Origin of the sequence: Streptomyces syringium (genome assembly GCF_017876625.1) — a bacterium.
In the GTDB taxonomy this organism is placed as follows: domain Bacteria; phylum Actinomycetota; class Actinomycetes; order Streptomycetales; family Streptomycetaceae; genus Streptomyces; species Streptomyces syringius.
Genome location: NZ_JAGIOH010000001.1, coordinates 1,502,925 through 1,515,916, shown reverse-complemented (window position 1 = coordinate 1,515,916; position 12,992 = coordinate 1,502,925). Strand labels below are relative to the sequence as shown.

Here is a 12,992-nt window from a genome sequence, read left to right as displayed (position 1 = left end):
CCGCGCCATGAGCCACGATCCCGGTGCGGGCGGGCCGCGGGCCGCGGTGAACCTGTCGAGAATCGACCTCAATCTGCTCGTCGCCCTCGACGCGCTGCTCGCCGAGGAGTCCGTCACCGCGGCCGCCGACAGGCTCGGTCTGTCCGGCCCCGCGATGAGCCGCACCCTCGGCCGGATCCGCCGGGCCCTCGGCGATCCCGTGCTCGTCCGTGCCGGGCGGCACATGGTCCCCACCCCGCGCGCCCTCGCCCTGCGCGCCCCCGTCCGCCGGCTCCTCGACGACGCCCGCTCGCTCTTCGCGGCCGAGGAGCCCGCCGACCCCTCCGGGCTGGAGCGCGTCTTCACCCTCAGCGCCCACGACAGCAACGTGCTGGCCTTCGGCGCCGCCCTGTTCGACCGGGCCTCCCGCGAGGCCCCGGGCGTCACCCTGCGCTTCCTCGCCGAGGGCTCCACCGGCGTGGCGCCCCTGCGCGACGGGTCCATCGACCTGGAGATCGGGGTCGTCGACCGCGACGAGCCGGAGGTCCGCGTCGAGCCGCTGCTCGAGGACCGGATGGTCGGCGTCGCCCGCCCCGGCCACCCGCTGCTGGAAGGGACCGTGACACCGCGCCGCTTCGCCGCCGCGAGCCATCTGCTGGACTCCCGGCGCGGCAGGCGCTCCGGCCCGATCGACGACGCCCTCGCCGCCCACGGGCTGCGCCGCCGCATCCTCGGCACCGTGCCCACCTTCGGCGCGGCGCTGCACGTCCTCACCGGCACCGACGCCGTCGGGATCGTCTCCGAGCGGCTCGGCGCACCGGCCGCGGCCGCCCTGGGCCTGAGGACCTTCGAGATCCCGCTGGAGCTGCCGCCGCTGGAGATCTCCATGGCCTGGCACCCGCGGCACGAGGCGGACGGCGGCCACCGCTGGCTGCGCGGCCTGGTGCGCGACGCGGTGTCGGCCTTCGGCCGACCGGCGTAGGGCAGGCCTGTCCGGCGGTTCTTCGGCTGCGGGCCGGCTGTGCCGCCTGCGGCGGCGGGCGCCCTGCGGGCGCGTCCTCCATCACCGGACGGGCTCGACGGGCACCCCGCGCAACGAATCGGCGCGAAGGGCGGCCAACGCGCAACGAATCGTCCGTCGGTGCGCAACGGTCGCGCCTTGTCCGGTCGAGAGAGCGCCCCGTACCGTCAGAGCGTCATGGCTGCTGGTCAGCCACATCCGCCCCATCGGCTGAAGAGGACGCATGACGCCGCTGCGTATCGCGCTGTACCAAGGCCCCAGCGGCGTTCCCACCTCCACCGCCGACAGCCTCGCCGCCCTGGCCGGCGCCGCCCGCCGCGCCGCGGCCGCCGGCGCCCGGCTGCTGCTCACCAGTGAGCTGTACCTCACCGGCTACGCCCTCGGCGACGCGGTGCGGGACCTCGCCGAGCCCGCCGACGGCCCCGGCGCCCGCGCCGTCGCGCGGATCGCCACCGAGCACGGCCTGGCCATCGGCTACGGCTACCCCGAGCGCGACGGCGCCGACCCGGCGGTGATCTTCAACTCCCTCCAGCTCATCGGGCCGGACGGCGAGCGCCTCGCCAACTACCGCAAGACGCACCTCTTCGGTGACTTCGAGACCACCTTCTTCCGGCCCGGCGACGAGTCCGTCGTCCAGGCCGACTTCGAGGGGCTCCGGCTCGGCCTGCTGATCTGCTACGACGTCGAGTTCCCCGAGCCCGTACGGGCCCACGCGCTGGCGGGCACCGAGCTGCTGCTCACCCCGACCGCGCTGATGCGCCCGTACGAGATCGTCCCGCAGACGATCGTGCCGGCCCGCGCCTGGGAGAGCCAGCTCTACATCGCCTACGCCAACCGCTGCGGCACCGAGGGCGACTTCTCCTTCGCGGGCCTCAGCTGCCTCGCCGCCCCCGACGGGACGGTACGGGCACGGGCGGGGGCCGACGAGGACCTGATCGTGGCCGACGTCGACCCCGCACTGCTCAAGGCCTCCCGCGCGGAGAACACCTATCTGAGCGACCGCCGCCCCGAGCTGTACGGACGGCTCACCTGACCTGAGCCGGCCCGGCCCCGGGCCCGTCACCTCAGCACCCCCCCCCGCTCTTCCCCTGCCCTTCCGCACCCCCTGCCAGTAGGAGTCCCGCCGATGACGTCCACGGTGCCCACCGCCGTCCACGACGAGCAGCACGAGGCCCAGGCCTCGCCGCCGATCACCATGTTCGGCCCGGACTTCCCGTACGCCTACGACGACTACCTCGCCCACCCGGCGGGCCTCGGCCAGATACCGGCGACCGAGCACGGCAGCGAGGTCGCCGTCATCGGCGGCGGGCTGTCCGGCATCATCGCCGCGTACGAGCTGATGAAGATGGGCCTCAAGCCCGTCGTCTACGAGGCGGACCAGATCGGCGGGCGGCTGCGGACGGTCGGTTTCGAGGGCTGTGACGCCGAGGGCGACAGCGGGCCGCTGACCGCGGAGATGGGCGCCATGCGCTTCCCGCCCTCCTCCACCGCCTTCCAGCACTACATCGACCTCGTCGGGCTGGAGACCAAGCCGTTCCCCAACCCGCTCGCGCCCGACACCCCCTCCACGGTCGTCGACCTCAAGGGCGAGTCCCACTACGCCGTCACCGTCGACGACCTTCCGCAGGTCTACCGCGACGTGATGAACGCGTGGAACGCCTGTCTGGAGGAGGGCGCGGACTTCTCCGACATGAACCAGGCCATGCGCGAGCGCGATGTGCCGCGCATCCGTGAGATCTGGGCGAAGCTCGTCGAGAAGCTCGACAACCAGACCTTCTACGGCTTCCTCTGCGAGTCCGAGGCCTTCAAGTCCTTCAAGCACCGCGAGATCTTCGGCCAGGTCGGCTTCGGCACGGGCGGCTGGGACACCGACTTCCCCAACGCCATCCTGGAGATCCTGCGCGTCGTCTACACCGAGGCCGACGACCACCACCGCGGCATCGTCGGCGGCTCGCAGCAGCTGCCGCTGCGCCTGTGGGAGCGCGAGCCCGAGAAGATCGTCCACTGGGCGCAGGGCACCTCGCTCTCCTCCCTGCACAACGGCGAGCCGCGTCCCGCCGTGACCCGGATGCACCGCACGGCCGGCAACCGCATCACGGTCACCGACGCGACCGGTGACATCAGCACCTACCGCGCGGCCGTGTTCACCGCGCAGTCCTGGATGCTGCTGTCGAAGATCGAGTGCGACGACTCGCTCTTCCCCATCGACCACTGGACGGCGATGGAGCGCACCCACTACATGGAGTCCTCCAAGCTCTTCGTGCCCGTCGACCGGCCGTTCTGGCTGGACAAGGCCGTCGACGACGAGGGAAACGAGACCGGCCGTGACGTCATGTCGATGACGCTCACCGACCGGATGACCCGCGGCACGTACCTGCTGGACGACGGCCCGGACAAGCCGGCCGTCATCTGCCTGTCGTACACGTGGTGCGACGACAGCCTCAAGTGGCTGCCGCTCTCGGCGAACGAGCGGATGGAGGTCATGCTCAAGTCGCTGGGCGAGATCTACCCGAAGGTCGACATCCGCCGTCACATCATCGGCAACCCGGTCACCGTCTCCTGGGAGAACGAGCCCTACTTCATGGGCGCGTTCAAGGCCAACCTGCCGGGCCACTACCGCTACCAGCGGCGTCTGTTCACCCACTTCATGCAGGACCGCCTCCCCGAGGACAAGCGCGGCCTGTTCCTCGCGGGCGACGACATCTCCTGGACGGCCGGCTGGGCCGAGGGCGCGGTGCAGACCGCGCTCAACGCGGTGTGGGGCGTGATGAACCTCTTCGGCGGCGCCACGGACGCCACGAACCCCGGCCCCGGTGACGTCTACGACGAGATCGCGCCGGTGGAACTGCCGGAGGACTGACCCCGACCGACACCGGTGCACCGAGACCGCTGAAGGGCCCTGGAACCACCCCGGTTCCGGGGCCCTCGGCCTTTCCCGCCTCAGCCCAGCGGGGTGAGCAGACAGCGCCCCACCAGGCCGACGCTCGCGTCGACGCGGTCGGTGAACTCCGCCGCCAGATCCGGCAGTCCGCGCACCGCCCACAGCGCGCGGAACGACGCCCACGCCGCGTCCCGCGCGGCCTCCAGGCTCCACGAGCCCACCAGATGCGTCAGCGGATCGGCGACGTCCAGCAGATCCGGACCGGGCATCAGCTCCTCACGGATCCGCTCCTCCAGGGCGACGAGCAGATGGCCGATCCGGTCGAAGTCACCCTCCAGCGCGCGGGGTTCGACGCCCAGGATCCGGCAGGTGTCGGCGAGGGCGAGCGCCAGGTCGTGACCGATGTGGGCGTTGATACCCGCCAGCGCGAACTGCAGCGGGCGCACGGCCGGGTGGCCGCGCATCTGGAACAGCGGCCGCCAGCAGGCGGGCGGCCGCCGGCCCGAGGAACAGCGGTCCACCGCCGCGAGATACCGCCCGGCGAAGCGGACGTCCAGCTCCGCCGCCGCCACCGCGTTCCCGAACGCCCCCGCGCTCACGCACCGGCCGATCTCCTCGGTGACCGACAGGTACACCCGGTTGAAGACGGCCACCCCGTCACCCGGGGGCAGCGCCGCCTGAAGGTCGCGCATCCGCGCCAGCACCCCGTCGATCCCGGTGGGCACGTGCGACTGTGCCCGCGTCGTCGTCATGCGCACAGAGTGACAGGCGCGTACGGAACGTAGGGGGACGCGGACGGCGGTGCACCGGAACGGATGAACGGCGCCCGCCGGGCGGTCGGGGTGGGGTCAGCCCGCGCGGCCCGCCGGCCCCTCGCCGGTGGCGTCGTCGTAGCCGCTCGTGCCGGCGTCCAGCAGCGGCTCCTGCTGCTTGAGGTGGGCCGGTGCCAGGGCGCGCAGCACGTGGTAGCCGGTGATGACGACGATCGTGCCGAGCGCGATACCGCTCAGCTCGAAGTTGTCGCTGATCTTCAGGCTCACCCCGCCGACGCCGATGATGACGCCCGCCGCGACCGGCACCAGATTCAGCGGATTGCGCAGGTCCACCTTGTTGTGCACCCAGATCTGCGCGCCGAGCAGGCCGATCATGCCGTACAGAATGACGGTGATACCGCCCAGCACACCACCCGGCACGGCCGCGACGACCGCGCCGAACTTCGGGCACAGACCGAACAGCAGCGCGAAACCGGCCGCGGCCCAGTAGGCGGCGGTGGAGTAGACGCGGGTGGCCGCCATGACGCCGATGTTCTCGGAGTAGGTGGTGTTGGCCGGGCCGCCGACCGCCGTGGAGAGCATCGTCGCCGCGCCGTCCGCGGCGATCGCGGTGCCCAGCTGGTCGTCCAGTGGATCGCCGGTCATCTCGCCGACCGCCTTGACGTGACCGGCGTTCTCCGCGATCAGGGCGATGACGACGGGCAGTGCCACCAGGATCGCGGACCAGCCGAAGCTCGGGGCGTGCAGCGACGGCAGGCCGACCCAGTCCGCCGTGGAGACACCCGACAGGTCCAGCCGCCAGTGGTCGACGGCCTCCGGGCCGCCGTGCACCGAGTGGATCTTCCCGAAGACCCGGTCCAGGACCCAGGAGAGGGCATAGCCGAAGAGCAGTCCGAGGAAGATCGCGACGCGCGACCAGAAGCCGCGCAGGCACACCACGGCCAGACCGGTGAAGAGCATGGTGAGCAGTGCCGTCCACTGGTCCTGCGGCCAGTACGTGCTCGCCGTGACCGGGGCGAGGTTGAACCCGATCAGCATCACCACGGCACCGGTCACCACCGGCGGCATCGCCGCGTGGATGATCCGCGCGCCGAACTTCTTCACCGCGAGACCGCTGAGGAACAGCACCGCGCCGACCACCAGGATCGCGCCGGTGACGGCCGCGCTGCCGCCGCCCTGCGCCCGGATGATGGCCGCGACACCGACGAAGGAGAGGCTGCAGCCCAGATAGCTGGGTACCCGGCCGCGGGTCGCCAGCAGGAAGACGATCGTGGCGACGCCCGACATCATGATCGCGAGATTCGGGTCGAGACCCATCAGAACGGGTGCGACGAACGATGCGCCGAACATGGCGACCACGTGCTGCGCGCCGAGGCCCGCGGTGCGAGGCCACGAGAGCCGTTCGTCGGGCCTGACCACGGCTCCGGGGGCGGGGGTGCGCCCGTCGCCGTGCAGAGTCCAGCGCACGCCGAGGCCCATGGTTACTCCCTGTGTTCTTGAAATGGATCCGGACCATGCTAAGCGGGGGCGTCCGGTGCTTCCTGCCGCCGTGGGCGCCCGGTTGGCGCAGCGGGTTGCGACGACCGGCCCAATTCGCCCCCCGTACGACTGTATGACCCGATACATCCGCTAGCGCCCGAGATGTGCGAGGTATGCGTCCCAGTGTCCGATTCCTGCAAGACCGGGAGACATACATGCGTAAGCTCGTCGGCCGCACCGCGGCCGCCGCGATCGTCGCCGCGGCCACTATCGTGCCGATGTCGGGGGTGGCTCAGGCCGCACCGCAGGCCCCCGCCGCGGCGTGGGGTCACGACGACGACGACCGTAACGGCCACGACCGGGACGGTGACTGCCACCGTCGCTGCGGCGGCGGCCACCACAACGGCCATCACAACGGCAACGGCCACCACAACGGCAATGGCCACCACAACGGCAATGGCCACCACAACGGCCACTACAACGGCCACCACAACGGCGGCCACGACAACGGCCACGACAACGGTGGACACCACAACGGCTGGGGCGGCCACAACGGCGGCCACAACGGCTGGGGCGGCTACTTCGGCGGTCACTCCAACGGCCACAACAGCGGCCTCTGGGCCTGGCTGGGCGGCTGGGGCGGCTGGGGCGGCGGCTGGGGCCACGGCCACAACGGCGGCCACCACAATGGCCACGACAATGGTGGGCACCACAACGGCTGGGGCGGCCACCACGGCAAGTGGAGCCACAACGGCGACCACAAGTGGGGCCACAACGGCCACAACGGCCACAACGGCGACCACAACGGCAAGTGGGGCCACCACAACGGCGACAACGGCCACCACAAGGGCGACCACAACGGCCGCGACCACAAGTGGGACAACGGCCGCGACCACAACGGGCACCACAACGGCGACCACAACGGGCGCAACGGCCGCGACTGCGACCGGGGCCACCACAACGGCCACCACAACGGGCGCCACAACGGACACGACAACGGCCACTACAACGGCCACAACAACGGGCACCACAACGGCGGCCACTACAACGGCCACGACAACGGTGGACACCACAACGGTGACTACGGCCACCACGGGAAGAACCACGGCGGCCACGGCCAGGACCACAACCTGCTGATCATCAGCCTCTGACAGCCGGCAGACGACGGTCCGCACCGCGGGCCGTACGCCGGGCCCCTCGTGGGCCCGTCGTACGGCCCGCGGAGTCGTGTCCGGGTACCGGGCGGGAAGGGGCGTCAGGTCTTCGTGGCGGAGGCCGTGCGGTGCGCGCTCGCCTCGCGGGCCGGAGCCCGCAGGACACCCGCTCCGACCACCAGCCCCGCGGTCAGGGCGGTCACCACCGTGAACGAGACCATCAGCGACGTGGCATCGGCGATCTGCCCGATGGCCGCCGGGGCGATCAGGCCCGAGGTGTACGTGACCGTCGCGACGGTGGCGATCGCCCGGCTGGGGTCCGAGCCGCTGCGGCCGGCCGCGGCGAAGGCCAGCGGGACGACGACGGCGATGCCGAGGCCGATGAGACCGAAACCGGCGATGGCGGGCACCGGGCCGGCCGCGGTGACCACCAGCACCCCGCCCGCGGTCGCGGCCACGCCGCCCACCCGCACGGTACGCACCGGCCCGAAGCGCCGTACCGCCGCGTCACCGGCGAACCGGGCCGCCGCCATCGTGCACGAGAACGCCGTGGTGCACGCGGCCGCCAGGCCCGGCCCGGAGCCGACGGCCTCCCGGAGATAGACCGCCGACCAGTCCAGGCTCGCCCCCTCGGCGAAGACCGCGCAGAACCCGACCGCGCCGATCAGCAGCGCGGAGCGCGGTGGCAGCAGAGCCTGTCGCCGCCCTCCGCCCGGCTCGGCCGCCGGCCGTTCGTCCGGGGGCGTGCGCAGATCGAGGACCCAGCGGCAGGCGGCCGCGCCGATGACGGCCAGGGCACCCGCGGCGAGGGCGAACTGGATCCGGGCGTCGATGCCGGCGTGCGCGGCGACGGCGCCCACCGCCGACCCCACGAGCCCGCCGACGCTCCACATCCCGTGCAGTGAGGACATGATCGAGCGGCCCAGACGGTCCTCGGTCTGCACCCCGAGCGCGTTCATGGCGACGTCCGCCATCCCGGCCGTCGCGCCGTACACCGCCAGCGCCCCGCACAGGGCCAGCAGGCCGGGGGCGAAGGCGGGCGGCACGAGGGCGGCGCACCACAGGACCAGCAGACCGCGCAGCGCGGCCCGTGAGCCGAAACGGCGGCTGACCCGGCCCGCGAGCGGCATCGCGACCGAGGCGCCGATCGCGGGGAAGGCCAGCGCGAGTCCGAGCTGCCCGGGGCTGATGCCCGCGTGCTCCTGGACCCACGGGACGCGGGCGGCGAAATTGCCGGTGACGGCGCCGTGCACGGCGAAGACCGTGGCCACGGCGATCCGCGCGCGGCGCACCCGGGGGTCCGGACGGCTGTGTGTGGTGCTCATCGCTCCGCATCCTTCCCGACGGGCCCGCGCGGGTCGACCCCGTGTACGCGGTCGGCGCCGGGGGCCGGCCCCGGGGGAACGGGCGGGAGGGCGCCCCGGGGCCGGCCGGTGGGGGACGGGTGGACCTCAGCAGCTGCCGAGGTTCTGCCACACCCCCCATTCGCCGGTGGTGCCGGGCTCTTCGCCCCGCGTCCACCATTTGGCCTTCCAGGAGTGGCCCTTCCAGGAGACGGTGGCGCCTCCGTTGTAGGCGTTCGCGCTGTTCCAGGACGGTGCCGCGCAGGCGCCGCCGGTGGGGGTGGCGGTGGGCGTCGGGGTGGGTGTCGGTGTGGGGGAAGCCGTCGGGGTGGCGGTCGGGGTCGGGGTGGGGCCGCCCGGGTCGACGACGGTCGTGCCGCGTGCCAGGTCACCGGCGAGGGCGTAGGTCTTCCCGCCGAAGCTCACGGTCCAGTTCGAGGGGGTGGCGGCCGGCAGGTAGTAGACGAAGTCGAGGTCCGCCGAGGCCCCCGGTGCGAGCGGCTGACGGTCCGGCAGTTTCACCGAGACCCGGTGGTAGTCGCCCTTGAGGCCGCCGATGTTGTGCGAGGCGGTGTGGTCGCTGCGGACGACCTTCAGGCCCCAGCCGGACTGGTCCTTGGCGTTGCCCGGTGCGGAGGTGCCGTAGTCGAACTGGAACTCCGAGCCGCCGGGGACGGTGGCCTTGGTGCGGTTGGTGATGCGGACCTTCGGGTTGATCGGGTAGTTGGAGTCGCCGAGCGGGAAGTTCGTGAGGCTCACCTCCAGGTCGAGTGCCTCGGCCGGCATCGCGGTGGTGGCCCGCCGGTCGCCGTAGCCGGGGGCGGACCTGAAGGCGTCGTACAGCGCGGTGGTGAGCGTGTCGCCCACCTCGTACTGCCCCTTGGCGGCGTTCCAGTCGTAGTCGCCCGCGAGCTCCCAGATCATCGTGCCGCCGAGCCCCTTGTCGACCACGTACTGGGCCTTGGCCTTGACCGACTGCTCGTCCTCGGTGGAGAGGAAGACCTTCTTCTCGGCGTTCCAGAGCCAGGGGGCGGTCAGTGTGGTGTCGTAGTGGCGGGTGTAGCTGCCGGTGAGCTTGGTGCCGGCCGGGAATCCGTACTTTCCGGCGTAGTCCCCGACGACGCCCTTCTCCAGGTTCTTCGCGTGCCACATCGGGTTCGAACCGGCCGGGGACTCCTTGCCGTCGTCGTCCTTGTCGTGCCAGAGGTTGTCGATGCCGACCGCGCCGTCACCACAGCTGGTCAGGCCGGAGCCGGCGGGACAGGAGGTGGCCTTCGCGGTGCCCCACAGGCCGTTCGTACCGCCGGTGACGTTCTTCCAGCCGCGGGTGTAATAGGGCAGACCGAGATTGACCCGCCCGGGGGGCAGGGCCCCGCGGAAGTAGTGGTACGCCCAGTCGCCGTTCAGATATCCGGTGCCGCCGTACTGTGCCGTGGAGTAGACGCCCCACTTGGCGAGTTCCGCGTCCTTGCCGTCGTCGTACAGCGCGGCGTTCGGCCCGACGAATTCGTTCCAGGCGCCGTGCAGGTCGTACGACATCACGTTGACGTAATCCAGGTACTTCGTCGTCTGGTACGTCTCCATGCCGCGCAGCAGATACGCGGACGACGGTGCGGCGACGGACAGCAGATAGTGCTTCCCGTCCGCGGCGCCGGCCCGGTCGAGCTTTTCCCGGAGCGTCTTCATCAGCGCCGCGTAGCCCTTGTTGAGACCGCCCCGCCGGGCGTTGGCGAGGGCCCAGTCCTTGGGGTTCCCGGCGTCCTTCATGGACGTCGGGTATTCGTAGTCGATGTCGACGCCGTTGAATCCGTATTTCTTGACGAACGCGACGGCGGAGTCCGCGAAGGTGTCGATCCCGGCCTGGTTCACCGAGCCGTCGGCGTTCGTCGCGGTGCGGTAGAAACCACCGGCGTCGACGCGCTTCCCGTTCTCGTCGATATAGCCGCCGGTCTCCGCCCAGCCGCCCACCGAAATGAGCGTCCGGACGTTCGGGTGCTGCTTCTTGAATTTGCTCAGCAGATTGAAGTGGCCGCGGTAGGGGAGGGCCGGGTCCATTTCGGCGCCCGCCACCCCCGGCCAGGTCATGCCGGTGGCGGGGTTGGCGGCGCCGTCGGCGCCGACGGAGATCTTGTTGCCGGCGTCGACGTGCGCGAAGGCGTAGTTGAGGTGGGTGACCTTGTCCCACGGGATGTCGGAGGCGAGATACGCGGGGGTGCCGTCCTTGCCGGTGCGCCAGCCGGTGAAGTAGCCGATGATGCGGCGCTGGTGGTCGGCGCCCATTTTCTCGCGGCCGGCGGAGTCGTAGACCGAGCAGTACGGGACGTTCACGCCCGGGGTGGCGTAGAGGCCGTCGGGGCGGCAGGCTGCCTGGTCCTCGGCGTGCGAGGCGGTCGCCGTGAGGGTGCCGAGCAGCAGTCCGGTGACGGCGGCGCCGGCCGCGGCGAGGGTGATGCGGGTCCGGCCCGGAAGGGCTGACGGGTGGGGTCTCCTGCGGGGTCTCTTGTGGAACAACACGATCGGTTTCCTCCAGTGGGGGGCTCGGCTGAGCGGTGCGTGGGGGGTGCGACGTGCTGTGGCCCGTGGTCTGCGCAGACCGGCGGGCCGTCTCCTCGGAGGTGTGGCAGAGGTTAAGAGGACTAGACCAGTGCGTCAATAGGTCTGAACCAAGTCCTGAACGGCGGGTCAGTAAGCGGAATCCGGGCTGCCTGCCGAGGGTCGCCGCCGTGGTCGCCCGGGACCGGTCGGGCGGCCGTCCAGCTCCGGTCCAGCCCTGGTCCAGCTCCCGTCCAGTCGGGGTCCAGCTCGGGGGCGCCGTGTCAAATCCCCGTGGACATCGCGGCGCCCGGCGGCGTACGCTCGGAGTCGTCGGAGCTGCGGAATGATCAAACCCGCAGGTCAGACGCCATGTACCATAAGGTCGAAAGTTTTTTACGCAGCGCACTCCGGGGTCGGTGAAAGTCCGAACCGGCGGTTACAGTCCGCGACCCGTCCGCAGCCAGCGGCCGGTTGACCAGGTGAAATTCCTGGACCGACGGTTAAAGTCCGGATGGGAGGCAGTGCGCGGCGGGCACGCATCGGCACACCGTCGCAAGGTGGTCCGTCCCCTCGTGGACGACGGCTCCATCCTGACCTTCGGTGTATCTCCCCGTTGCGGTGTACCCGCTCTTCGTCGTCCCGTACGACAGCCCCGGAGTCCGTGCCCGAAGAGGCAGGAGGACCCCGGTGGGCACCGTGACCGAAGCCGAAGCGATGCGACGCGCCATCGCGCTCGCCGCCCGCGGCCTTGGCTCCACCAGCCCCAACCCCGTCGTCGGCTGCGTCGTCCTCGACGCCGCGGGCCGCACGCTCGGCGAGGGCTGGCACCGCCGCGCCGGCGGTCCGCACGCCGAGGTCGAGGCCCTGCGCGACGCAGCGGAAGCCGGTCACGACGTCACCGGTGCCACCGCCGTCGTCACCCTCGAACCCTGCAACCACACCGGCCGCACGGGGCCCTGCGCCCAGGCGCTCATCGACGCGGGCATCCGGCGCGTCGTCTACGCCGTCGCCGACCCGAACCCCACCGCCACCGGCGGGGCCGCAACCCTCGAGGCCGCCGGGGTCGACACCGCGGGCGGTCTCCTCGCCGACGAGGCCGCGGCCGGCAACACCGCCTGGCTCACCGCGGTCCTGCGCCACCGCCCGTTCGTGCAGTGGAAGTACGCCGCCACCCTCGACGGCCGCAGCGCCGCCGCCGACGGCAGCAGCCGCTGGATCACCTCCGCCGAGTCCCGCGCCGACGTCCACCGGCTGCGCGCCGAGGCCGACGCCGTCGTGGTCGGCTCCGGCACCCTGCGCGCCGACGACCCGCACCTGGCGGTGCGCGGTATCGACGGCGCGAGCCAGCCGCTGCGCGTCGTCGTGGACACCCACGCCACGATCCGGCCCACGGCCCGGGTCCTCGACGCGGCGGCACCCACGCTCGTGGCCGTCGCCGAGGACGCCGACACCCGCCACCTGCCGGGCGCCCTGACCGTACGCCTGCCGCGGGACGGGAACGGCCTCGACATCCCCGCCCTGCTCGCCGAGCTGTACGCCCGCGAGGTGCGCTCGGTCCTGCTGGAGGGCGGCGCGACCCTCGCCGGGGCGTTCCTCGCGGCCGGGGTCGTCGACCGGGTCGTCGGCTATCTCGCCCCCGCCCTCCTCGGCGCCGGACCGGCCGTCCTCGGCGACGCCGGAATCGGCACGATCGCACGGGCGTTGCGCCTCGACGTCACCGACGTCGCCCGGCTCGGCCCCGATCTGCGGATCACCGCCACCCCGCTCGCCGTCCCGCTCGTCCCCCCTCTTGTCTCCGTCCCCGCCACCACCCCCGAAGGGAACTGA

General features: G+C 72.0%; 9 protein-coding genes and 1 riboswitch. Of the genes, 5 read left to right on the top strand and 4 right to left on the bottom strand.

Features of this window, described 5'->3' with window-relative positions; genetic code table 11:
- Nucleotides 1-7 precede the first annotated feature (7 nt).
- The 3 genes from JO379_RS06615 (at nt 8) to JO379_RS06605 (ending at nt 3,860) form a co-directional block, all read left to right on the top strand.
- Entirely contained in the window at nt 8-961 is a 954-nt protein-coding gene (locus JO379_RS06615; RefSeq protein ID WP_209514329.1) for a LysR family transcriptional regulator, read from the top strand.
- A gap of 262 nt (nt 962-1,223) precedes the next feature.
- Nucleotides 1,224-2,033: a carbon-nitrogen hydrolase family protein gene (locus JO379_RS06610; protein WP_130876840.1), complete on the top strand. Its 810-nt coding sequence runs from the start codon at nt 1,224-1,226 to the stop codon at nt 2,031-2,033.
- Between the two features lie 93 nt (nt 2,034-2,126).
- Entirely contained in the window at nt 2,127-3,860 is a 1,734-nt protein-coding gene (locus JO379_RS06605; RefSeq protein WP_209514327.1) for a flavin monoamine oxidase family protein, read from the top strand.
- Between the two features lie 80 nt (nt 3,861-3,940).
- On the opposite strand, the gene JO379_RS06600 is transcribed toward JO379_RS06605, so the two are convergent.
- Nucleotides 3,941-4,633 carry a DUF5995 family protein gene (locus JO379_RS06600; protein WP_130876838.1) on the bottom strand — a complete coding sequence of 231 codons (693 nt, stop codon included), beginning with the start codon at nt 4,631-4,633 and terminating at the stop codon, nt 3,941-3,943.
- 96 nt (nt 4,634-4,729) lie between these two features.
- Nucleotides 4,730-6,133, bottom strand: a complete 1,404-nt coding sequence (locus JO379_RS06595) for a uracil-xanthine permease family protein (protein ID WP_130876837.1) — start codon at nt 6,131-6,133, stop codon at nt 4,730-4,732.
- A 215-nt stretch (nt 6,134-6,348) separates the two neighbouring features.
- Here JO379_RS06595 and JO379_RS06590 point away from each other — a divergent pair, with 215 nt between their 5' ends.
- Nucleotides 6,349-7,284, top strand: coding sequence for a hypothetical protein (locus JO379_RS06590; protein ID WP_209514325.1), 936 nt, complete (start codon nt 6,349-6,351; stop codon nt 7,282-7,284).
- Nucleotides 7,285-7,388: 104 nt separating this feature from the next.
- On the opposite strand, the gene JO379_RS06585 is transcribed toward JO379_RS06590, so the two are convergent.
- Together JO379_RS06585 and JO379_RS06580 are read right to left on the bottom strand one after the other, a co-directional pair.
- A complete protein-coding gene (locus JO379_RS06585) occupies nt 7,389-8,612 on the bottom strand; it encodes an MFS transporter (RefSeq protein WP_209514323.1) in 1,224 nt (407 codons plus the stop codon).
- 126 nt (nt 8,613-8,738) lie between these two features.
- Nucleotides 8,739-11,144 carry a chitinase C-terminal domain-containing protein gene (locus JO379_RS06580; RefSeq protein WP_307841909.1) on the bottom strand — a complete coding sequence of 802 codons (2,406 nt, stop codon included), beginning with the start codon at nt 11,142-11,144 and terminating at the stop codon, nt 8,739-8,741.
- A 419-nt stretch (nt 11,145-11,563) separates the two neighbouring features.
- A riboswitch (FMN riboswitch) is annotated at nt 11,564-11,694 on the top strand.
- Between the two features lie 185 nt (nt 11,695-11,879).
- Between JO379_RS06580 and ribD the strand changes: the two genes are divergently transcribed.
- Nucleotides 11,880-12,992 (top strand): bifunctional diaminohydroxyphosphoribosylaminopyrimidine deaminase/5-amino-6-(5-phosphoribosylamino)uracil reductase RibD, encoded by a 1,113-nt coding sequence (gene ribD / locus JO379_RS06575; RefSeq protein ID WP_130877071.1) that lies wholly within the window; start codon nt 11,880-11,882, stop codon nt 12,990-12,992.